Annotated in this window: 20 protein-coding genes; 9 read left to right on the forward strand and 11 right to left on the reverse strand. The window is 73.7% G+C overall.

Translation table 11 applies throughout. From position 1 onward, the window contains the following. Window positions 1-32 precede the first annotated feature (32 nt). Genes ACA511_RS07605 through ACA511_RS07615 form a run of 3 tightly spaced genes read left to right on the forward strand, consistent with a single transcriptional unit; the run spans window position 33 to window position 2,822 of the window. A complete protein-coding gene (locus ACA511_RS07605) occupies window positions 33-1,106 on the forward strand; it encodes an iron-containing alcohol dehydrogenase family protein (RefSeq protein ID WP_375023338.1) in 1,074 nt (357 codons plus the stop codon). Then, window positions 1,096-1,944, forward strand: coding sequence for a CDP-alcohol phosphatidyltransferase family protein (locus ACA511_RS07610; RefSeq protein WP_375023339.1), 849 nt, complete (start codon window positions 1,096-1,098; stop codon window positions 1,942-1,944). The genes ACA511_RS07605 and ACA511_RS07610 overlap by 11 nt, the downstream gene beginning before the upstream one ends. Before the next feature lie 23 nt (window positions 1,945-1,967). Then, the gene (locus ACA511_RS07615) at window positions 1,968-2,822 is read left to right on the forward strand and encodes a glycosyltransferase family 2 protein (protein ID WP_375024701.1); all 855 of its coding nucleotides are present in this window, start codon (window positions 1,968-1,970) and stop codon (window positions 2,820-2,822) included. On the opposite strand, the gene ACA511_RS07620 is transcribed toward ACA511_RS07615, so the two are convergent. The 6 genes from ACA511_RS07620 to ACA511_RS07645 all read right to left on the reverse strand — a co-directional run bounded on the left by ACA511_RS07620 (window position 2,819) and on the right by ACA511_RS07645 (window position 8,855). Further along, window positions 2,819-3,457, reverse strand: a complete 639-nt coding sequence (locus tag ACA511_RS07620) for a TetR/AcrR family transcriptional regulator (protein ID WP_375023340.1) — start codon at window positions 3,455-3,457, stop codon at window positions 2,819-2,821. The two genes, ACA511_RS07615 and ACA511_RS07620, sit on opposite strands and share 4 nt — an antisense overlap. Window positions 3,458-3,611: 154 nt before the next feature. After that, entirely contained in the window at window positions 3,612-6,167 is a 2,556-nt protein-coding gene (locus tag ACA511_RS07625; RefSeq protein ID WP_375023341.1) for a HelD family protein, read from the reverse strand. 71 nt (window positions 6,168-6,238) lie between these two features. Continuing rightward, window positions 6,239-6,886, reverse strand: a complete 648-nt coding sequence (locus tag ACA511_RS07630; RefSeq protein WP_375023342.1) for an SDR family NAD(P)-dependent oxidoreductase — start codon at window positions 6,884-6,886, stop codon at window positions 6,239-6,241. Beyond that, window positions 6,886-7,620, reverse strand: a complete 735-nt coding sequence (locus ACA511_RS07635; RefSeq protein WP_375023343.1) for an acetoacetate decarboxylase family protein — start codon at window positions 7,618-7,620, stop codon at window positions 6,886-6,888. The genes ACA511_RS07630 and ACA511_RS07635 overlap by 1 nt, the downstream gene beginning before the upstream one ends. Window positions 7,621-7,671: 51 nt before the next feature. Continuing rightward, window positions 7,672-8,169 (reverse strand): SRPBCC family protein, encoded by a 498-nt coding sequence (locus tag ACA511_RS07640; RefSeq protein ID WP_375023344.1) that lies wholly within the window; start codon window positions 8,167-8,169, stop codon window positions 7,672-7,674. Between the two features lie 89 nt (window positions 8,170-8,258). Next, a complete protein-coding gene (locus ACA511_RS07645; protein WP_375023345.1) occupies window positions 8,259-8,855 on the reverse strand; it encodes an HD domain-containing protein in 597 nt (198 codons plus the stop codon). A 137-nt stretch (window positions 8,856-8,992) separates the two neighbouring features. Here ACA511_RS07645 and ACA511_RS07650 point away from each other — a divergent pair, with 137 nt between their 5' ends. Next, entirely contained in the window at window positions 8,993-10,891 is a 1,899-nt protein-coding gene (locus ACA511_RS07650) for a PQQ-binding-like beta-propeller repeat protein (protein ID WP_375023346.1), read from the forward strand. Between the two features lie 15 nt (window positions 10,892-10,906). On the opposite strand, the gene ACA511_RS07655 is transcribed toward ACA511_RS07650, so the two are convergent. The 3 genes from ACA511_RS07655 to ACA511_RS07665 all read right to left on the reverse strand — a co-directional run bounded on the left by ACA511_RS07655 (window position 10,907) and on the right by ACA511_RS07665 (window position 14,944). Next, the gene (locus ACA511_RS07655; RefSeq protein ID WP_375024702.1) at window positions 10,907-12,040 is read right to left on the reverse strand and encodes a glycosyltransferase family 4 protein; all 1,134 of its coding nucleotides are present in this window, start codon (window positions 12,038-12,040) and stop codon (window positions 10,907-10,909) included. Between the two features lie 179 nt (window positions 12,041-12,219). Further along, window positions 12,220-13,482 (reverse strand): nucleotide sugar dehydrogenase, encoded by a 1,263-nt coding sequence (locus tag ACA511_RS07660; protein WP_375023347.1) that lies wholly within the window; start codon window positions 13,480-13,482, stop codon window positions 12,220-12,222. A 19-nt stretch (window positions 13,483-13,501) separates the two neighbouring features. Then, window positions 13,502-14,944, reverse strand: coding sequence for a glycosyltransferase family 4 protein (locus ACA511_RS07665; RefSeq protein WP_375023348.1), 1,443 nt, complete (start codon window positions 14,942-14,944; stop codon window positions 13,502-13,504). Window positions 14,945-15,001: 57 nt separating this feature from the next. Here ACA511_RS07665 and wecB point away from each other — a divergent pair, with 57 nt between their 5' ends. The 3 genes from wecB to ACA511_RS07680 are packed head-to-tail and all read left to right on the forward strand — an operon-like array spanning window position 15,002 to window position 18,955. Further along, a complete protein-coding gene (wecB, locus tag ACA511_RS07670; protein ID WP_375024704.1) occupies window positions 15,002-16,069 on the forward strand; it encodes a non-hydrolyzing UDP-N-acetylglucosamine 2-epimerase in 1,068 nt (355 codons plus the stop codon). Continuing rightward, a complete protein-coding gene (locus tag ACA511_RS07675; protein WP_375023349.1) occupies window positions 16,062-16,787 on the forward strand; it encodes a hypothetical protein in 726 nt (241 codons plus the stop codon). Before wecB ends, ACA511_RS07675 begins: the two co-directional genes overlap by 8 nt. A 53-nt stretch (window positions 16,788-16,840) precedes the next feature. Further along, a complete protein-coding gene (locus tag ACA511_RS07680; protein WP_375024706.1) occupies window positions 16,841-18,955 on the forward strand; it encodes a glycosyltransferase in 2,115 nt (704 codons plus the stop codon). On the opposite strand, the gene ACA511_RS07685 is transcribed toward ACA511_RS07680, so the two are convergent. After that, window positions 18,944-19,534, reverse strand: coding sequence for a TetR/AcrR family transcriptional regulator (locus ACA511_RS07685; protein ID WP_375023350.1), 591 nt, complete (start codon window positions 19,532-19,534; stop codon window positions 18,944-18,946). The two genes, ACA511_RS07680 and ACA511_RS07685, sit on opposite strands and share 12 nt — an antisense overlap. 51 nt (window positions 19,535-19,585) lie before the next feature. Between ACA511_RS07685 and ACA511_RS07690 the strand changes: the two genes are divergently transcribed. Together ACA511_RS07690 and ACA511_RS07695 are read left to right on the forward strand one after the other, a co-directional pair. Continuing rightward, a complete protein-coding gene (locus tag ACA511_RS07690) occupies window positions 19,586-20,428 on the forward strand; it encodes an alpha/beta fold hydrolase (protein ID WP_375023351.1) in 843 nt (280 codons plus the stop codon). Window positions 20,429-20,481: 53 nt separating this feature from the next. Next, window positions 20,482-21,165, forward strand: coding sequence for a formylglycine-generating enzyme family protein (locus tag ACA511_RS07695; RefSeq protein ID WP_375023352.1), 684 nt, complete (start codon window positions 20,482-20,484; stop codon window positions 21,163-21,165). Between the two features lie 29 nt (window positions 21,166-21,194). On the opposite strand, the gene ACA511_RS07700 is transcribed toward ACA511_RS07695, so the two are convergent. Further along, window positions 21,195-21,566 carry an ATP-binding protein gene (locus ACA511_RS07700; RefSeq protein WP_375023353.1) on the reverse strand — a complete coding sequence of 124 codons (372 nt, stop codon included), beginning with the start codon at window positions 21,564-21,566 and terminating at the stop codon, window positions 21,195-21,197. Window positions 21,567-21,583 lie beyond the last annotated feature (17 nt).

Below are 21,583 nucleotides of genomic sequence, written 5' to 3' on the forward strand. Positions count from 1 at the left end.
GATCTAGGCGCTCGACCCGAGCGAGGAGGCACATGCCCCTGCTGACGCGGATGCTCAACGCGCCGCTGTCCATCGACGTGCGGCGCGGTGCCGTCGCGGCCCTCGGCGAACTGCTCGCCGACCGGCGGATCGTCACCGAGGGACGGGTGGCGATCGCCGTCGGCCCCGGCCAGGGCGACCAGATCGCCGAGCACGTCCGGCCGTCCCTGTCGTCCTGCGACCTGTTCCAGGTCGAGGGCGGCACCGTGGACGCGGCCGTCGCGCTGGCGTCCAAGCTGCGCGCCGGATCCTACGAGGCCGTCGTCGGGATCGGCGGCGGCCGGACGATCGACGCCACCAAGTACGCGGCGACGCTGTCGGGCATCCCGATGGTGTCGGTCGCGACGAACCTGTCCCACGACGGGATCTGCTCCCCGGTCGCGTCGCTGGTGCACGACGGCGGCAAGGGCTCGTTCGGCGTGGTGATGCCGCTCGCGATGATCGTCGACCTCGACTACGTGCACGCCGCGCCGCCGCGGCTCATCCGCGCCGGGATCGGCGACGTGGTGAGCAACTTCTCCGCCGTGGAGGACTGGCTCCTCGCGGCCGAGCAGTGCGGCGAGCGCGTCGACCGGATGGCGCTCACCGTGGCGCGCACCGCCGCGGAGGCGCTGCTGCACCAGCCCGGCTCGATCGAGGACGACCGGTTCCTCACCGTCCTCGCCGAGAGCCTGGTCCTGTCCGGGATGTCGATGGCGTTCGCCGGCGACTCCCGCCCGGCGAGCGGCGGCGACCACGAGATCCTGCACGCCGTCGACCAGCTCTATCCGGACACGGCCAACCACGGCGAGCTGGCGGGGATCGGCGCGGCGTTCTGCTTCCATCTGCGCGCCACCCGCCTCGGGTCCGGCGAGGAGCGGCTGCACGAGATCCTCGCCTGCCTCGGCCGGCACGGGCTGCCCCGGCTGCCCGGCGACGTCGGGCTGAGCGTCGAGCAGTTCACCGAGGCCGTGCTGCACGCGCCGCAGACCCGGCCCGGCCGTTACACGATCTTGGAATATCTCAGCCTCGACAAGGGCGAGGCCCGCAAGGCGGTGGAAGAGTATGTCCAGGCCCATGGAGGCTGAGCTCCCCGGGCAGTCCGCGGCGCCCCCCGAGGACGATCAGCGGCCGCACCGCAAGGGCGCCAGGGTCGCCGACGTCCGCAGGTACGGCCAGCCGCCCGGCCTGAAGGACCGGCGCAACGAGGAGCACTGGGCCGGGCGCCTCTACATGCGCGACCTGTCCCCGTACTTCGGGTGGATCGCGCTGCGCCTCGGCTTCAGCCCGAACCAGCTCACCTACATGATGATGGCGTGCGGCGTGCTCGCCGGCGCCGTGGTGTCGCTGCCGGCCGACCCGCTGTGGACGGCGCTCGGCGGCGCCGTCCTCATCCAGCTCTACCTGCTGCTCGACTGCGTGGACGGCGAGGTCGCGCGCTACCTGCGGCAGACGTCGGTGGCCGGGGTCTTCCTCGACCGCATCGGCCACTACCTGTCGGAGATCTCGCTGCTCGTCGGGCTCGGCTTCATGGCCCAGGGCGGCTGGCGGAACGGCGGCTGGGCCGAGCTCGGCCTCGTCGCCGCGCTCGGCGCCGCGCTGATCAAGGCGGAGACCGACAACGTCGTCGTCGCCCGCGCCAAGTCGGGGCTGACCGCCGACCCGTCCGGCGGCGACCGGGCGCTGCGGCCCCGATCCACCCGCATCGCGCTCGCCCGGCAGGCCGCGTCCATGCTGCGCTTCCACCGGATCATCGGCGCGGTCGAGCTGTCGCTGCTGATCGTCGCGGCGGCCGTGGCCGACACCGTCCTCGGCAACGACGACCCGGTCGCGGTCCGGGTCCTGATGGTGGCGGTGGCCGTCGTCGCGGTGCTCCAGACGCTGCTCCACCTGGTCAGCATCCTGGCCTCCCGGAGGCTGAAGTGAAACTCTCCGTCGTCGTCCTGACCATGGGCAACCGGCCGGAGGAACTGGCCCGCGCCGTCCGCAGCGCGCTGGAGCAGGAGCACGTGGACGTCGAGGTCGTCCTCGTCGGCAACGGCGTCGACCCGGTCGGCGACCGCGCGGGCGAGGCGCCGTTCGACGATGAGCGCGTCAAGACCCTCAGCCTCCCCACGAACCTGGGCATCCCGGGCGGACGGAACCGGGGCGTCGAGGCGTCCTGCGGCGACGTGGTCCTCTTCCTGGACGACGACGGCTGGTACCGCTCCACCCGCCTCGGCGCCCACCTGCGCGACCGGTTCTCCGCCGAACCCGACCTGGGCGTCGTCTCGTTCCGCGTCCGCGACCCGGAGGGCGGGCGCGGCGAGCGCCGGCACGTCCCCCGGCTGCGCGCCGGCGACCCGGAGCGCTCGTCTCCCGTCACGACGTTCCTCGGCGGCGCCTGCGCGGTCCGCCGCGCGGCGTTCGACGCGGGCGGCGGCCTCCCCGAGGACTTCTTCTACGCCCACGAGGAGACCGACCTCGCCTGGCAGGTCCTCAACGCGGGCTACCGCATCGTCTACGACGCCTCCGCGGTGATGTTCCACCCGGCGGTCCTGCCGACGCGGCACGACATGTTCTACCGCTACAACGCCCGCAACCGCGTCTGGCTGGCCCGGCGCAACCTGCCGTGGCCGCTGGCGCTCACCTATCTGGCCGTGTGGGTCGGCATGACCGTCCTCCGCGAGCGCAAGCCGAGCGCCCTCAAGCCGTGGTTCAAGGGTTTCGCGGAGGGCTGGCGCAAGCCCGCCGGACCGCGCCGCCCCATCTCCTACCGCACCGCCTGGCGCATGACCCGCACGGGACGTCCCCCCATCATCTAGGGGGTCGTCACCGCCGCCATGATCAGGTGGGTCAGCTCCGCGGTGATGTCGTCCAGGGGGATGTCCTGGTCGCGGGCGGACCAGTGGTGGACGAGGTTGTTGACCGCGCCGATGATCGCGATCATGGTGAGCCGGTAGTCGCGGTCGACGGCCTCGCCGCGGTGGACGGCCTCGCGGGCCATCGTGGTCAGCGCGTCCTCCCACTGGCCGCGCCAGCGGAAGCGGTGCTGCTCCAGGCTCGCGCTGACGCCGATGACCTCGACGAACGCGATGCGCGCCCAGCGGGGGTCGCTCGCGGTGACGGTGACGAACGCGCGGACGGCGCGTTCGACGCGGGTGCCGAGGCCGGCGCCGGACGCCTCGGCGTAGGCGGCGGCGAGGGCCTGCGCGGCGCGCTCGTTGATGGTGCTGTGCAGCGCGGTGAGGAGTTCCTCGCGTCCGGTGAACTCCTCGTAGAAGTTGCGAGTGGACACGCTCGCGGTCGCGCACAGCCGCTCGATGGACGTCGCCGCGTAGCCGCGCGTCCCGAACAGTTCGAGCCCGGCGGCCAGCAGGCGCTCCCGCCGTTCGGCGCGGCGCTCCTCCGCCGAGCGGCCGCCGTAGCTGCGCCTGGGTGCGGGATTACGGCCGCTCATCGCTCTCCGTTCACCCGTGCGATAAAGGGGGCAGCGTCAGCCTAACTCCCGCGGACGGGGACTTTTCACCCTCGCACGGCGGTGCGCGGCCGGGCCGCGGCGTCTGCGGCGGGCGGGCCGCCGCGGCCCTCGGCCGATCGGCCGGGGGCGCGGCTCAGCCGGTGAGCAGCGTGTCGCGCCACTCCGGGTCGGCGGTGAGGACGGTCAGCCGCTGCGTCGCGCGGGACACCGCCACGTAGAGGACGCGCAGCCCGCGCGGCGACTGCGCGGCGACGGTCTCCGGCGCCACGATGACGGCGGCGTCGAACTCCAGCCCCTTGGCCTCCAGCACGTCCAGCACCTGGACGCGGTCGGGCAGGCCCGCGCCGAGCCGCTCCCGGTCGGCCGCCGTCCACGCCGTGCCCCCGCCGGGTGCGGCGGTTTCGGGCGCGCTGGTTTCGGACGTGCTGGTTTCGTCGGGCGCGGTGTCGCCGAAAAGGGTGGTCTGGCCGTCGGTGTCCGCGCCGGCCGGCGCCGCCGCGGCTCCGGGCTCCTCCGCGGACATCGGGACGATGACGCCGATCGTCCCCTCGACCTGGTCGAGGAGTTCCTCGGTCGCCTCGCGCGCGGCGCGGGCCAGACCGGGTTCGGGGACCACGCTGACGACCGGCTCGATGCCGGACGCGCGGACGGCGCGGGCCGGCCGGGCCTCGGGCAGCGCGCGGGCGAGCACCCGGGCCGACACGGCGGCGATCTCAGTGGAGTTGCGGTAGTTCGTGGTGAGCTCGTACTCGTGCCGGGCGCGGGGCGTCGGCTTGCGGGGGCGGCGGCCCCGGCCCCGGCCCCGGCTCTGCGACGGCTTCTCGCCGCCGAGCGCGGCGTCCATGGCCCGGCGGGCGGCGTCGAGGTCCTCCCAGGCGCTCTGGGCCGGGTCCTCCACGATGGTCCAGCTGGCCTGGCGGCCGCGGCGGCCGAGCATCCGCCACTGCATGGGGGAGAGGTCCTGCGCCTCGTCCACGACGATGTGCGCGTACTCGGGACGCTCCTCCACCACGCCGTCGTCGACCCGCCGGGACCGTTCGAGGCGCTCCATGGACGTGGTGAGCTCCTGCATCTCCGGCTCCCACGAGTCGTCCGCGACCTCCTCGCCGGTGAGGATGTTGACGCCGTCCACGACGAACGGGTCGTCCTCGGACGGGGCCCTGCGGCGGCGGGACGGGCGGGGCGGCGAGCCGAGCAGCGCGTCCAGCTCGTCCAGCAGCGCGACGTCCTGGTAGCTGAGCGGGGCGTCCCCGGCCCAGGACGCGGCGAGCGCCGCCAGGTCGGCGCGGCCGAGGTCGCGGCCGGCGGCGCGGCGCAGCCGGGACGGGTCGCCGAGCGAGCGCAGCACGTCCAGCGGGCGGCGGATCGGCCACCACGCGACGAGGAAGTCGGTGAACGTGCGCTGCTCGCGGACCCGCGCGTCGAACTGGGCCCGCTTGGGGTCGCCGTTCTCCCGCCCGCGGGCGGGCTCCTCGTCGAGCGAGGCGAGCCCGTCGGCGGCCAGGATCGCGTTCCACAGCCCCGCCTCGGCGCCTTCCTCGGCCTCGGCGGCCTCCGGGCCGCCGACGTCGTTGAAGCGGCCCCACAGAGCGTCCAGGAGCATCTCGGCGGCCCGCCCGCGCGCCGCGTTCACACTGCCGCGGCTGCGCCGGTGGACGTCGTTCCTGATCCGGTCGAGGCGGTCCCGGCCGAGCGTGACGACGATGCCCTTGAACACGACGCGCAGCTCGTCGGGGGCGCCGGGCGCGTGGTCGGCGACGGCGCGGCGCAGCACCTGCACCATCTCGTCCGCGCCCTTGACGCGGGCGAGGCGCGGCGGGTCGTGGACGGCCGCGGTGGCCCCGTCGACGAGGTCGCCGAGCGAGCGCAGCGTCGCCGAGCCCTCGCCGAGCGACGGCAGCACCCGCTCGATGTAGGCGGTGAACCGGCGGTTCGGCCCGACGACGAGGACGCCGCGCGAGCCGAACCGCCGCCGGTGCCGGAACAGCAGGTAGGCGACCCGGTGCAGCGCGACGGCCGTCTTGCCGGTGCCGGGGGCGCCGCGCACGAGGACCGTCCCGTCGGCGGGGGCGCGGATCACCTCGTCCTGCTCCCGCTGGATCGTCGCGACGATGTCGCGCATCGCGCCCTCGCGGGCGCGCGCGAGCGAGGCGAGGAACGCGCCGTCGCCGACGATCGTCATGCCGTCCGCCGCGTCGGGGTCGAGGAGGTCGTCCTCCAGGTCGACGACCGTGTGCCCGCGCGAGTGCAGGACGCGGCGGCGGACGACGCCGCGCGGGTCCTCGGGGGTGGCGCGGTAGAAGTCCTCGGCGGCGGGCGCCCGCCAGTCGATCACCAGGGAGTCGTGCTCGCTCGTCCGGACGCCGATGCGCCCGATGTAGCGGACCTCGCCGGACGGACGCTCGCCGGGCGCGAGGTCGAGCCGGCCGAAGACCAGGCCGTCGTCGGCGATGTCCAGCGCACGGGCGCGCAGGGCCGCCTGGTGGACCATCGCGTCCCGGTCCACGAGTGAGCCCTTGGTGCCGGCGAGCGACTGCCGGTACCCCTCGCGGATCATGGCCTGGGCGTCGGCGCGCATCTCCTCCAGCCGCGTGTAGGCGATGTCGACGTAGCGCTGCTCGGCGGCGATCTCTTGATCCTTCACCGTGCCGCCGGGGCCGGTCGGCCGCCCGGTGACCTGGGACGACATGCAGGCTGCTCCTCGCACGTGTGTCGCGCCGGGGACGTCCCCCGGCACCCCGAAGGGGCGAAGGAGACAGCTTATTCGGTCGGCCCGAGGTTCAGCGCGGAGCGGACGGCCCCGGCGAGCGGCGGGCGGCCCGCCCCGGGGCGGACGTGCAGGTCGCCGGGCGGGCGCGCGAGCGAGCGGTCCAGCGCGTCGAGGACGTGGCGCGGGGGTGTCCGGTCGTCCAGGTGGACGCAGCGGAACGTCACCCCGCGCCCGCCGTGCTCCCGCCAGAGCGCGTCGGTGTACGCGGCGACCGCGCCGGACGCCGCCGCGGCCGCGCCCGTCGCCGGAGGGCCCGCGCAGAGGACCAGCTCGCCGGAACCGCGTTCCAGCATGCCGGGCAGCGCGGCCCGCACGACGTGCACGGCGCCGAGCACGTCGGCGCGGAGAACGCGATCTACCTCGGTGAGCGGCTGGTCGAGGGCGGGCGCGGACGGCGCGGTCGCGGCGGCGTGCACGAGCCGGTGCACGGGGCCGGTCATCGCCAGCACGTCCGCGAGGGCCCCGGGATCGGTGATGTCGCACGTCCGCACGTGCATGTTGGGGGAGCGCAGCGCGGTCTCCGCCAGGCCCGCCTCGTCGGTGTCGACCGCGACGACGTCCCACGCCGCCGCCGCGAGCCGCCGCGCGGCCGCCGCGCCGAGCCCGCCCGCCGCGCCCGTGACCAGCGCCGTCCGCATCACCGGCGCACCTCCTCGGCGCCGTCGAAGACCATCTGCAGGTGGCCGACCGTGCTGCTGCTCAGCGCGCGCGCCCGGTCCAGCCCCAGCCCGCGCAGCTCCTCCGCCACCGGATGATCGCCCAAGATCACCTTGGCGCCGCCCGGACGCGTCCGGACGTCGGCCGGCGTCAGCGTCCACGGCGTCCGGCGGGTGACGCCGTCCATGCAGGAGTAGGCGTCGACCTTCGGCGCGGCGGTGCTCCCCGGCATCGGCAGGCCGGGCCGCACCGCGACCTCGATCGCCGTCCGCCCGCCGAGCCGGACCGCGCAGCGCTTCACGCGCCCGGCCAGGTCCATCGGGATGTCGGCGATCTCCTTGGGGAACCCCCAGATCGTCCGCCCGGCGTCCAGCGTGAACTCCTGGTTGACGGGCAGCCAGTGGATGAACGCCCCGACGCCGCGCAGCCGCCCGAACAGCCCGGACGCCGCCGAGCCGGGCGGGCGCACCAGGAACGCGACGGCGAACTCGTGGTACGGCCCGAGGTCCCCGTCCGCGTACCGGACGAAGGCGAGCGAGCAGATCGCCCGGCCGGGCAGCGCCTCGGCGACCTCCAGCCCGGAGTAGGCGATGACGGCCTGGGCGGCGCGGGCGGGCACGGCGAACATCGCCGAGGCCACGGCGGCGTCGCGGATCCGCACCGGGAGGGTGACCCGCTCGCCCTGGATGGCATGCGCTTGCACGGTGCTTGTCACACCGCTTAGTAGAACAGGTTCTTGTTTTGCCGCCAAGTACCGGCGGCGGGATCAGCCCTTCTCGACGGCCGTCCGGATGCGGCCGAGGGTGGCGCGCATGCCCGCGCGGTTGACGTCCGCGCGCCGCTCCGCCGGGACGCCGGTGAAGACCTTGCCGAGGAGGGAGACGAACTTCGCGCTCCGGCCGTCGCGGCGCAGGTCCTCCCAGTACTCGGTGAGCCGCGTCCGGGGCGCGGACGGGTCGTCCGACACGTCCTCGAAGCGGTACCCCCACAGCGCCACGGGGATCCCGAAGCTCGACACCCGGAACGCGAACGCCTCGCCCGGCACCGCCGAGGTCACCTGGCATGTGGTGAACCACACACGCCAGCCGATCCGGTTGAACCCGACGAACCTCGTGCCGGGCGCGATCGCCCGCCCGCGCACCCACGTGGCGAACACCTCGGGGCTCCACTCGCCCATCCGCCGCAGATCCGCGACGGCCGCGTACACGTCCCCGGCCCCCGCCGCGACGCCCACGCTCTCCTCGACCACCCACTCCCGATCCATGCAGTATTTATTTCATTGCCTCGGCGTCGGCTTTTGGGGGCCCTCCCTCGACGCCCGGCGCGATCGCAACGCCGAGGTCGGCGGCCGGGCTAGCGCAGGTGCGCGAAACCGGCGCTCCAACTCGCGTACCAGGCGCGGAACCACGGGTGGGGCTCGGCCAGGGGGACGATGTAGGTGAGGGTCTCGGCGTAGTAGCGGCGCTGGAAGTCCGGGGGCATCCGGTCGAGGGTCTGGACGTTGCTGGCGCGGTCGGCGAGCTTCACCTGGACCGCCTCGGGCGGCGCGTCGCCGAGGCGGCGCAGGTAGGCGGCCTTCGCGCCGCGTTTCGCCTGGCGGCCCGCGCCGGGGACGGGCGGCTTGGTGACCCAGTCGACCAGCTCGGCGACCTCCGGGCCGAACTCGGCCTCGACGTCCCGCAGCGTCGCCGGGGTGTCCTCGACGACGTCGTGCAGGACCACCGCGGACAGCACGGCGGGCGCCGTGACCCCGGCCCCGCGCACCAGGACTTCGAGCGCCTCCAGCAGGTGCTCGACGTAAGGGTCGCCCGTGGGACGCTTCTGGTCGCCGTGCCAGCGCAGGGCGGCGGCGACGGCGGCGTCCAGGGCGTCCACGTCGACCGCGGCGCCGGACGCCGTGATGTCGGCACGGGCCGTGTCCCAATTGTGCCAGCGGGTGAAGACCTCCACGGTTCGTCTCCGTTCTGTCGCGCCGACGTCCCGCACACGGCATGGTGGGTGTCGTCCCAAGACACAGTAATCAGCGGAGGGGGGCGGGCGCGGTCGTGGTCGGGAGCCGGCAGCGGCCTGACGGCCGACCGGAGTCCGTGGGCAGGGTCCGCGTCGCGCTCGGTCTGGTCTCCGCCGCGGTGGCGGTGGCGCTGTGCGTCGTGCTCGTCGACAAGTACGTCCTGCGCGCCGAGTGGTGGCAGGTGCGGCACACCGTGACCGGCCGGCCCGTCACGCCGCAGCGCGAGGTGGGGCCGCCGCCGGGCCCGCTCGCGGTGAGCTGGCAGCAGACCACCCGGATCCACCACGGGGCCGTCGCGGGCTACGACGGCGTCGCCTACCAGGTCGCGCACGGGCAGGTCGTGACGGCGTCCGGCGACGGGCTCCAGGTGCGGGACGCGCGGACCGGCGGCGAGCGCTGGAGCTACCGGCGCTCCGGCTGGACGATGCTCGGCTGGTCGTCCACGCGGTCCCGGCTCGTCGCCTACTTCGAGCGGAACGGCGACCGGGGCGACCGGGCGCTCGTCGCGTTCGACGCGCTCTCGGGCGGGCTGCTGTGGCGGCGGGACGGCGAGCTTCCCGCCGCGGTGTCCCGGACGACGCTGCGCTGGCCCGCCGGATCCGACATCGTCCTCACCACCGACGACGGGCACCGGACGCTGTTCGGCGTGTCCGCGGTCACCGGCAACCGGGTGTGGCGGCTGGCGCTGCCGCGCGGCTGCCGGCTGTTCGAGGGCGGCGCGCATCCGTCCGACGGCCGGGAGGCCCTCGCCGCGTTCGGCCTGGACTGCCGGGAGGAGGACGGACGGCGCCGCAGCAGGCTGCTGGCGGTCGACCCGGCGAAGGGCACGGTCCGCTGGGACGAGCGGCTCGGCGCCAAGGAGTCGCCCGAGGTGTCGATGCTGGACGGGGTGACGCTCGCCTCGGACGGGACGGCGCTGCGCGCGTTCGGCGAGGACGGCGACCAGATCGGCGCCTGGAAGGGCGACGGGGTGTGCGGCGACCTGATGTGCCCCGGGGTGCTGGCGCCGGGGCGGCTCATGGTCGTTTATCACCCGGACGGCGACCGCTCCGGCGACACCCGTATGGAGGCGGTGGACCTGGCGTCCGGGCGGGTGGCGTGGGGCCGCGACGTCCCCGCGTACGCGGCGCTCGCGGAGGCCGGCGGGCACGTGTTCGCGCTGCGCCCGCGGCTGTCGGAGCGGCTCCTGCCTGCGGGGGTCGACATCGTGGAGCCGTCCGACGGCAGCGCCACGACCGCGCCGGCGCCGTTCTCGATGGACCCGGACCTGCCCGGCGCGCGGCCGTGGCTGGCGGCGGCGGGCGGGCTGCTGTACGTGGGCGTCCCGCAGGCGGCGCCCCGCCCGGACGGCGCGGCGCGGCTGGTCGCGCTGCGCGGCGGGCCCACCGGCGCGGGCCCGGCCGAGCTCGGCGGCGTGCCCGCGGCCGACTGGCCGGACGCGTGCTCGCTGCTCACCGGTCCCGACCTCGCGGCGGCCCGGATGACCGGCTACGCCGCCGACCCGAGCCGCACGTCCGCCGGGACGGTCAAGCTGCCGCGTCCGGTGTCGTGCACCTACGAGCCGCGCGCCAAGCGCGGAAAGCGCGGCAAAGGCGAGAAGGACGGCAAACGGAAGGACGATCCGGACGGCGGGAGCGCGTCACCCGAGCCGAGCGCGCCGGGGCCGGGCACGCCGTCCGCGAGCCCGTCCGGGGCCGCCGATCCGGCCCTGCGGGGCCTCACCGTGAGCGTCCGCTGGGTGGCCGAGACGGACGAGGCCGCCGCACGGATGCTGGACGCGCTGCAGGCCACGCAGTCGCAGGCCCGGCGTCGCCGCGACATCGGCGGGGACGAGGCGTACGAGATCGGGCCGACCGCCGGGATGATCGCGCTGCGCGTCCGCCGGTACGTCGTGGTGGTGGAGGCGAACCACCCGCCGGGGGCCGCCGCGCGGATCGCCCGGTCGGTCGCCTACCGCCTGCACCACCGGGCCTGACGCGTCCGGCCGGGGCTAGAACTCGGGGACGGGTTCGGGCTCCGGCTCCCGCGCCACGTGCGGGGAGCGGCCCGCCCACGCCTCCAGTTGGGCGACGAAGTCTGCGGCGTGGACGGGCCAGTGGAACCGGGCGCGGGCCGCGTCGTAACCGCGTTTGCCCAGCTCGGCCCGGTGGTCGGGGTCGTCGCGCAGCCGCAGGACGGCCTTGGCCGCCGACTGCGGGTCGGCGAACGGGACGACGAGCCCGCAGCCGGCCGGCTCGACGATGTCCACCGCCGGCGGGTTCGGCGTGGTGACGACGGGGATGCCGCGGGCCATGTACTCGACGACCTTCGTCGGCATCGAGTGCCGGTAGTTCGGCTCGTCGTGCAGCAGCGCCAGCCCGGCCATCGCGCCCTCGGCGATCCGCAGCGCCCGGTCGTTCGGGACGAACCCGTACCAGCGCACGAGCCCCTCGCGCTGGGCCTGCCGCAGCGCGCCCCGGACGTCGGCGTCCGCCGCGCCGATCAGCTCCACCAGGATGCCCTCGGCGGTCAGCGCGCGGGCCATCTCGATCATGTCGAGCGCGCCGCGCGCCCGGGACAGCTGCCCGACGTAGACGGCGCGGCGGCCGTCCGGCGGGCCGGGCGGCGTGTCGGAGACGTAGGTGGTGTTGGGCACGACCGGGTGGTCCTCGCGGAACCGGGACCGGTAGCCGTGCTCGGCGAGCAGCAGCCGGTGCCGCCGTTCACTGCGCCGCTCCAGCCGGCGGACGGCCGGGCGCAGCAGGGGCCGCGCCGGGCCGGGCAGCCAGCCCTTGGCCGACAGGGCGGCGGCGGTGTCCTCGTGGACGTCCCACACGACCGTCCGCTGCCGGACCTCGCGGGGGAGGGACACCAGCAGCTCCGGGTCGTGCAGCAGGACCACGTCGGCGTACGGGGCGTGCTCGGCGAGCGCCCGGTGGGCGGCGCGCAGCGCGCGGAGCCGCCGCCGCCCCGTCGCCCGCGGGATGTCCACCGGGCTGATCTGCCGCCACGGGGTCGCATTGCACGCCCGAAATGGGGCGATATATGTGACCTCGTGGCCGGCGTCGAGTAGCGCGCGAATCTGCCGGTGCAGAATGCGTGCGTCCTCGGGATGGTGCACCACCGTGCAAACACAGACCCGCATCACACTCACTCCGTAACGCGCCGAAATCGTCTTCTTCCCCCGAGTCTCGACGCCGGACGAGAACACCCGATGAACCCCCGTCGTCCACGACATGTCCACCCCCACCCGATTCGTTGACCTGCGGCGTGTTGTTGTTATCGGCGGCCTCATAACAACGACACGCCGCAGATCAACGGGGCTCAGAGGAGCTCTACGCTCTGCTGCTGGGCGTCGCGGGTTCGGCCGCGGGTGTCGAACAGCAGCCTTGCGTGCCTTGTCAGCGTCTCTGGGGCGTAGGTGGTGTGGGCGGCCAGGACTATCGCGAGGTCGGCCGCCTCCAGTGCGGCGGGCAGGTCGTCGCCCGCGTTCCGGACCGGCTCGCCGTCCACGTCCCAGGACGCGACGAACGGGTCGTGGAAGGACAGGTCGGCGCCGAGCCGGGCCAGCCGCCGCGCCACCGGACGGGCCGGCGACTCGCGCTGGTCGGCGATGTCGGCCTTGTAGGTGACGCCGAGCAGCAGGACCCTGGCGTCCTTCAGCGCGCGTCCCTCCCGGTTGAGCAGCTGCTGCGCGCGCTCCGCGACGTACCGGGGCATCCGGTCGTTGATCTCCTGGGCCAGCTCCACGAACCGGAACGGGTAGCCCAGCGACCTGACCTTGTACGACAGGTAGTTCGGGTCGATCGGGATGCAGTGCCCGCCGACGCCCGGACCCGGCCGGAACGCCTGGAACCCGAACGGCTTCGTGGCCGCGCAGTCGATCGCGTCCCACAGGTCGATGCCCAGCTCGTTGCAGAACACCGCCATCTCGTTGACCAGCGCGATGTTGACGTGCCGGTAGGTGTTCTCCAGCAGCTTCGCCATCTCCGCCTCGCGGGTGCCCTTGGCCTGCACGACCCGGTCGACGAACTTGCCGTAGAACGCCGCCGCCGCCGACGCGCACGCCGGGGTCAGCCCGCCGACGATCTTCGGGGTGTTGCGGACGCCGTACACCGGGTTGCCCGGGTCGATCCGCTCCGGCGAGAACGCCAGGTGGAACTCCTCGCCCGCGACCAGGCCGGACGTCTCCAGGATCGGCCGGACGACCTCCTCGGTCGTGCCCGGGTAGGTGGTCGACTCCAGCACCACCAGCATGCCCGGCTCCAGGTGGCGGGCGACCGTCTCGGCCGCGCCGCGCACCGCGGTCAGGTCGGGGCCGCCCTCCGGCGACAGCGGCGTCGGCACGCAGATGACCACGGTGCGGGCGCCGTCCAGGACGTCCTCGTGCAGGCTCGGGACGAACCCGGCCTCCAGCATCCGCTCGATCTCGGCGGCCGAGACGTCGTCGATGTGCGACAGCCCGGCCTTGAGCCCGGCGACCACGCGCGCGTCCCGGTCGAGCCCGCCGGCCCGCAGGCCGGAGCGGCACGCCTCCCGCGCGAGCGGCAGCCCCACGTAGCCGAGTCCGATGACCACAAGATCCATGCGCCCGGCTCCCTTCGGTCTATGTCCGTCGGTAGGCGGCCCGGTATCCGCGGGTCACGGCGCGCCAGGTGCGCTCCGCCGCGACCCGTTCCCGGGCCGCCCGCCCGATCTTCTGTCTCAATTCGGGACTGTAAGCCAGATCTTCCAGACAATTCGCCCATGATTCCGGGTCTTCCGGAACTGTTAACGCGCCCGTCACGCCCGGTTCCACGATTTCCCGGAGAGCTTTGACATCACTGGCGATAACGGGGATTCCCCCCGCCATCGCCTCGATCGGCTTGAGGGGCGTCACCAATTGGCACACCCGGTCCGCCCGGCGCGGGACCGCGAACACATCGAGGGCGGCGTGATAGCGGCGAACGGACTCCATCGGCACCCGGCCGGTGAACACGGCGTGCACGCCGTGCCCGGCCGCGCGCCGTTCCAGCGCGCCGCGCTCCGGGCCGTCCCCGACGAGGAGCAGCGTGACGGGGGCTCCCCGGTCGCGGAGCAGCGCGGCGGCGTCGATCAGCGTGTCGATGCCCTCGTAGCCGTAGAACGAGGACGTGAGGCCGACGACCGTGGCGGTCTCCGGAATGCCCAGCTCTTCGCGCAGGTCCCGCCCGTCGGGCAGCGGCTCCAGGAACGCCTCGTCCACGCCGTTCGGGACCGTGAAGATCTTCTCCTCGGGGACGCCCCGGGACGCGATCTCCGCCCGCATCGCCTCGCCGAGCGTGACGACCGCGTCCGCCTCGGCCATCCGGCGCGTCTCCAGCTCGCGGGTCAGCCGGTAGAACTCGTCGGTGGCGCGGTGCGCGGGGTCGCGGGAGAGCCAGGAGTCCTCCAGGAAACCGCGCACCTCGTAGACGACCGGGACGCCGTGGCGGCGTCCGAGCTCCAGCGCGACGGCCGCGTTCAGATGGTTGCTGACCGCGTGCAGGACGGACGGCCGCAGCTCCTCGACCAGCCGTCCGGCCAGATCGGCGCTCTTCCCGACGGCCCGGACGGGATCGCCCGGCGGCAGCCAGGGCAGCAGCCGGTGGTACGGGACGCCGTCGACGTCCACCCTCGCCCGCGCGTCGCCGACGCCCTGGCCGAGCGGATGGCCGAGCCGCGTCACCACGTGCGTGTCGAGGCCCGTCTCCCGCTGGGCGAGCGCGATCCGGTGCGTCCGGACGGTGTAGCCGGCGTTCGTGCACGGCAGCGCGTTCGTCACGAACATCAGCACGCCGTTCCCCGGCCGCCGCTCGTGCCGGGGGGCCGCCGCGCGCGGCCGGGCGAGCAGGGCCCGCAGCTCGGCGGTCTCGCGCCGGACGTCCCGGGGCTTCGGCACGGCCAGCGGGGAGCGCCGCAGCCGGGCGCCGAACGGGGTGCGCGCCGCCAGCCGGACGGCCAGCCGCGCCGCCCGCCCGGGATCGTCCCGCAGCTGCCGCCAGCCGAGTCCGGCCAGGTAGACGGATTTCTTCAGCGATTGGTCGACCACGGGGCCGGACGCTAAGCGACCCCGGTGAACAGAAGGGAAATTGTGTTGGCACCCATCGTGCACGTCCTCGGGGCGCGGCCGAACTTCGTCAAGGCCGCCCCGGTGATCTCCGCGCTGCGGGCCGCCGGCGCCGAGCAGGCCGTGGTCCACACCGGTCAGCACTACGACGCGCGGATGTCGGAGGTCTTCTTCGACGAGCTGGGGCTTCCCGAGCCCGACGTCAACCTCGGCGTCGGCTCCGGCGGGCATGCCCAGCAGACCGCCGCGCTCATGATCGGCCTGGAGGGGGAGTTCACCAGCCGTTCACCCGCCCTGGTCATCGTGTACGGCGACGTGAACTCGACCATCGCCGCCGCCCTCGTCGCGGCCAAGCTGCACATCCCGGTCGCCCATGTGGAGGCCGGGCTGCGGAGCTTCGACATGACCATGCCGGAGGAGGTCAACCGGCGGATCACCGACCAGCTGTCCGCGCTGTGCCTGGTCACGAGCCCGGAGGGGATCGGGCACCTGGCCGCCGAGGGCGTCCCGGTGTCCCGCGCGCACCTCGTCGGGAACCCGATGATCGACACGCTGCTGGCGAACCTGGACTCCTTCGACACGGCCGCCGTCCGGGAGGCGCACGGCCTGCCGGAGCGGTACGTCCTCGCGACCATGCACCGCCCGGCGAACGTGGACGCGCCCGCGACCGCGTCCGCCCTCGTCCGGCACCTGCACGGCGTCGCCGACCTCGCCGACCTCGTCATCCCCGTGCACCCGCGCGGCCGGGCGAACCTCCTGTCCGCCGGGCTGGACGACCACCCCGGCGTGCACGTCCTGGACCCGCTCGGGTACATCGACTTCATCGCCGCCGTGCGGGGGGCGGCGGCGGTGGTCACCGACTCGGGCGGGCTCCAGGAGGAGACGACGATCCTCGGCGTGCCGTGCCTGACCGTCCGGCCCAACACCGAGCGGCCGATCACCATCACGCACGGCACGAACCGCCTCGTCACCTTCGCGGAACTGGTGCCGGGCGTGCGCAAGGTCCTCGAATCGGGTGCGCGGGCGGGCGACCGGAAGCCGCCCCTGTGGGACGGCCACGCCGGCCCCCGCATCGCCGAAGTGATCATGGAGTTCCTGAGTGAGTGACGGCCCGGACGCGAAGGCGTACCAGCAGCTCGGACGGCTGAAGTCCACGCTGCGCGAGCGCGAGGCGCGGCTCGACGAGCTGGAGAGGCGGCTCGCCGCGCTGGAGACGTCGACGGCCGTCCAGTTCGGCCGGCTCGTCGCGGGCGCCGCGCGCAACCCGAAGCGGGGCAAGCGGCTGCCCCGGGAGCTGTACCGGCTGTGGCGCAAACGCAACGCGCCCGTGCCGGGCGCCGGTTCCGCGCCGGGCGGCGGCGTCCAGCCCGACCGCGTCGACCGTCCGGAGAACCGGCTGCTCGTCGCGGGCCCGTGCGAGCGGCTGATCGTCGCGGGGGTGCTGGCCCCGGGCACGGCGGCGCTCCTCGCCGAGCACGCCGAGGTGGTCCCGCTGTACCCGCACGACGCCGCGATCGTCCTCGGCTCGGCCGACGTCGACATGCTCGTCGTGGACGCGGCGGCCGGCGGCCCCGGCGGCCCCTGGGCGTACCTGGGCGTCCCCGGCATGTACGACCGGGACCTCGCGCTGCACGAACTCCGGCAGATCGCCGCCGCCCGCAAGCTCCCGCTCGTCCTGTGGGGCGGGACGCCGCCCGCGACCCTCGCGTCCCTGCCGTGGGACGCGACCGCCACCGCGCCCGGCCGGCTCGCCGAACTGCTGGAACCCGTGCGGTTGCCGGGGGGCGCGGGGGGTCGTCCCGCCTCGAAGGATTCAGTCCGTTGAAAGGAACCACCGTGCGACCACGTGCCCTCGTCTACGGCGACGTCGACCTCAACATGATCGACGGATCGGCGATCTGGGCCCAGGGCATGGTCCAGGCACTCGCCCGCGCCGGCTGCGAGGTGACCCTGGTCCTCAAGGCGCCCGTCCGGACCGGACGGCTCGTCGACCCGCTGCGCGCCCTGCCCGGCGTCACCGTCCGCAGCCCGCACGCCGAGGGGCTGTTCGACGTGCCGATGACGCCGCGGCACGCCGCCGTGATCCTCGCCCAGATCGACGCCGAGAACCCGCACGACCTGGTCGCCGTCCGGGGCCGCCGGCTGGCGGGCAAACTCGCCATGGGCCCCCTCGCCGGACGGCTCTGGACGTACCTGACCGACGTCCCGCAGGCGGCGGGGGAGTTCGGCGCGTCCGCGAAGGGCGAACTGCGCCGCATCGCCGACGCCTCCCGCGTCCTGCTCTGCCAGACCGAGGAACTGCGCGGTTTCCTGGAGGCCGCCGTCCCCGCCACCGCGGGCAAGAGCGTCCTGTTCCCGCCCGTTGTGGTCCTCTCCGACGTGGAGGCCCGTCCTCCCGGCGCGCCCGACGGCCCGCTCCGCCTCGTCTACACGGGCAAGTTCGCGCCCCGCTGGAACACCTACGAGATGACGTCCCTGCCGCGCCTCCTCACCATGCGCGGGGTGGACGCCGAGCTCCACATGGTCGGCGACAAGATCCACGACGACCCGGCCGACCCCGGCTTCGCGACCCGCATGCGTACCGCGCTGGAGACGGGCGAAGGCGTCGTCTGGCACGGCGGCCACCCCCGCGCCGAGGCGATGCGGCTCACCGCGTCCTGCGACGTCGGCCTCTCGTGGCGCGACCCGTCGATGGACGCGAGCCTGGAACTGTCCACGAAAGTCCTGGAATGCGGCACGCTCGGCGTCCCGGTCGTCCTCAACCGCACGCCCATGCACGAACGGCTGCTGGGCACGGACTACCCCCTCTTCGCGGCCACCGAGGACGACGTCCTGGACGCCCTGACCCTCATCGGCAAGAACCCGGACGTCTACACCGTCGCCGCCGACCGCTGCCGCACGGCCGCCACGGAATTCACTCTCGACGCCGCCGCCGACCGCCTCCGCGCATATCTTTCCCAGGCATTCCCGGAGCCCTCTCCGGCCGTCCTGGCGGTCAAGCAACGCCCTCTCCGCGTCGGAGTCGCAGGCCACGACCTGAAATTCTTCTCCCGCCTGCTCGACTACCTGCGCTCCCGCCCCGACATGGAAATCCGCGTCGACCACTGGCCCGCTCTCAAAGCCCATGACGAGAAACGCAGCCAAGACCTGGTCGACTGGGCGGACGTCATCATCTGCGAATGGTGCGGCCCCAACGCCCTCTGGTTCGCGGCCCGCAAACGCCCTGACCAGCGCCTGGTCGTCCGCCTCCACCGCTTCGAGCTGTACGCCCCCTGGCCGAAGCAACTCGACATCGCCGCAGTGGACCAGGTCATCTGCGTCAGCCCCCACTACACCGACCTCACCCGCGAAATGACGGGCTGGCCCGCCGCAAAGGTCGTCACGGTCCCGAACTGGGTGGACGACGCCCAACTCGACCGCGCCAAACTCCCGGGCGCCGAACACCACCTCGGAATGATCGGCATAGCGCCGTCCCGCAAACGCCTGGACCTGGCCCTCGACGTCCTCGAAGAACTGCGCCGCGACGACCCGCGCTTCACCCTCTTCGTCAAATCCAAACTCCCCTGGGAGTACTGGTGGATCTGGCAGAAGGACGAGGAACGGGCCCACTACGAGAAGGTTTTCCGCCGCATCCGCCGCTCGCGCCTCCTCTCCGGCGGCGTCGTCTTCGACAGCTACGGCCGCGACGTGGCGTCCTGGCTGCGCCGCATCGGCTTCGTCCTCTCCACCAGCGACGACGAGAGCTTCCACCTGGCCCCCGCCGAAGGCATGGCCTCCGGCGCCGTCCCGGCCCTCCTCAACTGGCCCGGCGCCGACACCATCTACGACCCCCGCTGGATCCACGAATCGCCCTCGGCCATGGCCGCCTCGATATCCACGACCGTCGCCCTGGACCGCTGGCACCAAGACCGGGAGCTGGCGCGAACCCAGGTGAGAGCCACCTACGGCCTCACCGAGGTCTGCGACCAATGGACCGGCCTCCTAGCCCGGTGAGCGCGCCGAGGCCGTGGCGGGAAGTGTCGCCACGTAGGCGGCGAGGGCGTGGCCGGCGGCGAGGAGGGGCTCGCGGGAGCGCTGCCCGCGCGCCAGGATGAACGCTCCTTCGAGCGAGCTGAGCACCGCGTAGGTCAGGGCACGCGCGTCCGTTTCGGACAGACCCCGTCCGGCCATGTACCGGGTGCCCTCGTCGACCCATGAGGTGAGCACCTCGGCCGCGACCTCGCGGAGCTCCGGCTCGGTGTCGGCGATCTCGCCCGTGACGGTGACGACCGGGCACATGTTGGCCCAGCCGGTGTTCTCCATGTCCTCGGCCGCCGCGGCGAACGCCGCCTCGATCCCCGTCGCGAGATCGGCGTGCTCGTCCAGCAGCATCGGGAGCACCTGGATGTAGACGGCCCCCGTCTCCCGCAGCGCGGCCGCCGCCACCTCGCGCTTCCCGCCGCGGAAATGGTGGTAGATCGACCCGGTGGGAGCCTCCGCCGCCCGCGCGAGCTGCTGGATCCCCGTCGCGGCGTAGCCCTGCAGGCGCAGCAGCTCCGCCATCGCGTTCACGATTCGCTTGTCAGTCCTCACGCCCCCATGTTAGAACGGATGCTCTAGAGCGATCGTTCTAATGGGGGTGCCATGAAGAGCGTCGAAGTCCCGGCGGGCGTCATCGAGTACGACGAGACGGGGGACGGGCCGCCGGTCGTCCTGCTGCACGGCCTGATGCTGGACCACACCATCTGGGACAGGGTGCTGCCGCTGCTCCCGAACGGCCGGCGCTACATCCGCCCCGTCCTGCCGCTCGGCTCGCACCGCAGGGCGATGAAGCCGGACGCGGACCTGTCCATGCGCGGCCAGACCCGCATCGTGGCCGACTTCCTGGACGCCCTGGACCTGAACGACGTCACCCTCGTGCACAGCGACTGGGGCGGCGGGCTCTTCCTCACCGCCCACGGCCTCGACCACCGCGTCGCGCGCCTGGTGATCCTGCCCTGCGAGGCGTTCGACAACTTCCCGCCCGGCCTGCCCGGCAAGATGGCCGTCATCGCCGTCCGCACACCCGGGCTCCTCGCCATCGCCGCACGCCAGCTCCGCATCGGCTGGCTGCGCCGCCAGCCGATGCTGTTCGGGCAGATGACACGGCGACCGGTCCCCGACGCCCTCGTCCACGGCTGGACCGAGCCGGTCCTGCGCGACCCGGGCGTCCGCCGCGACCTGCGCGCCTACTGCCGGGCGGGCTTCCACAAGCCGACCCTCGTCCGGGACACCGAGGCCCTGAGCCGCTTCGAAGGCGAAACCCTGGTGCTGTGGTCCCCCGACAACCGCGTCATGCCCCCGTCCCACGGCCGCCGCCTAGCCGACCTCATCCCCAACGCCCGCTACGCCGAAATCCCAGACGCCTACGTCCTCTCAATGCTGGACGCCCCCGAACCCGTAGCCCGCGAACTGACCACCTTCCTGACCTCGTCTACGGCGCCCTGATCGGGCAGGCGATCGCGGAGGCCGGAGGGAAGCCGCCAGTAGGGTGACCCGTTATGCACGCGGACGCGGGAAACGAGATGGTCATCGTCCCGCCCGGACGGGTGACCCTGTCGGATCGGCGGACGCGGAGCAGTTGGCAGATCGAGGTCGCGCTGTTCCAGATGTCGGCGTTCCCGGTCACGCGGTCGCGGTACGCACGGGTCGCCGGTGAGCGGCCGAGCAGCGCCCAGGACGACCGGCTTCCGGCTGCGAATGTCTCGTGGTGGGACGCGGTCCAGTTCTGCAACGCGTTGTCCGAGCGTGAGGGGCTGACGCCCGCGTATCACCTCGATGCCGACGCCGAGCTGGTCGAATGGGACACCTCCGCCGGCGGGTACCGGCTGCCGACCGAGGCCGAATGGGAGCACGCCTGCCGTGCGGGCACGACCGGCCCGCGATACGGCCCGCTGGACGAGGTCGCCTGGTACCAGGGCAACTCCGATGGGCGGATCCACCCTGTCGGCGGCAAGCAGCCCAACGCGTGGGGCCTGTACGACATGCTGGGCAACGTGTGGAACTGGTGCTGGGACGTCTACGACGCCGAGGTGTACGGCACCTACCGCGTGCTGCGCGGCGGTGGATGGGCCGACGAGCACTGGAGCTGCCGGGCCTCGGTGCGGCGGCGCAGCCACCCGACCTTCCGGATCGACGACGTGGGATTCCGCACCGCGCGCTCGGCACCGCTGTCCCGACCGTGACTCTGGCCTGATGGCAGGCTCAGAGGCCGCTATGGGTGCATGCGGGCCCAGATCCACTTGCCGCCAGAAGGGTCGGCGGTGACGCCGCACTTGGCGGACATGGCCTGGACGATGTGCAGGCCCCAGCCGCCGTTGTCGTCGAACGCCTCCTCGGACAGGTCGAGGTCTTCGAGGGTGAGTTCGGTCATCGGCTTGGCCTTGGGCAGCTCGTGGTCGGCGTCCCAGACGGCGATGATGATCCCGTAGGCGTCCCGGCTGAGCTGGAGACGGATCTCCGCGTCCGGCGTCTGGCGGGCCGCGTTGGTGACGAGTTCCGAAACGATGAGAAGCGCGCTGTCGAGAATGTGGAAGTAGTCCCATTTCCGGAGTTGTGTGTCCGCGAAGGTGCGTGCTAGCCCCACTGCGGAAGGTGTGCCCA

It is taken from the genome of Actinomadura sp. GTD37 (assembly GCF_041951365.1).
GTDB lineage: Bacteria > Actinomycetota > Actinomycetes > Streptosporangiales > Streptosporangiaceae > Spirillospora.

Coding starts and splice junctions, on each gene's coding strand:
- ACA511_RS07655 (WP_375024702.1), bottom strand. CDS start 12,040: ATGCGGGTCTGTGTTTGCACGGTGGTGCACCATCCCGAGGACGCACGC.
- ACA511_RS07610 (WP_375023339.1), top strand. CDS start 1,096: ATGGAGGCTGAGCTCCCCGGGCAGTCCGCGGCGCCCCCCGAGGACGAT.
- ACA511_RS07615 (WP_375024701.1), top strand. CDS start 1,968: ATGGGCAACCGGCCGGAGGAACTGGCCCGCGCCGTCCGCAGCGCGCTG.
- ACA511_RS07695 (WP_375023352.1), top strand. CDS start 20,482: ATGCACGCGGACGCGGGAAACGAGATGGTCATCGTCCCGCCCGGACGG.
- ACA511_RS07620 (WP_375023340.1), bottom strand. CDS start 3,457: ATGAGCGGCCGTAATCCCGCACCCAGGCGCAGCTACGGCGGCCGCTCG.
- ACA511_RS07630 (WP_375023342.1), bottom strand. CDS start 6,886: ATGCGGACGGCGCTGGTCACGGGCGCGGCGGGCGGGCTCGGCGCGGCG.
- ACA511_RS07660 (WP_375023347.1), bottom strand. CDS start 13,482: ATGGATCTTGTGGTCATCGGACTCGGCTACGTGGGGCTGCCGCTCGCG.
- ACA511_RS07625 (WP_375023341.1), bottom strand. CDS start 6,167: ATGTCGTCCCAGGTCACCGGGCGGCCGACCGGCCCCGGCGGCACGGTG.
- ACA511_RS07640 (WP_375023344.1), bottom strand. CDS start 8,169: ATGGATCGGGAGTGGGTGGTCGAGGAGAGCGTGGGCGTCGCGGCGGGG.
- ACA511_RS07680 (WP_375024706.1), top strand. CDS start 16,841: ATGATCGACGGATCGGCGATCTGGGCCCAGGGCATGGTCCAGGCACTC.
- ACA511_RS07605 (WP_375023338.1), top strand. CDS start 33: ATGCCCCTGCTGACGCGGATGCTCAACGCGCCGCTGTCCATCGACGTG.
- ACA511_RS07690 (WP_375023351.1), top strand. CDS start 19,586: ATGAAGAGCGTCGAAGTCCCGGCGGGCGTCATCGAGTACGACGAGACG.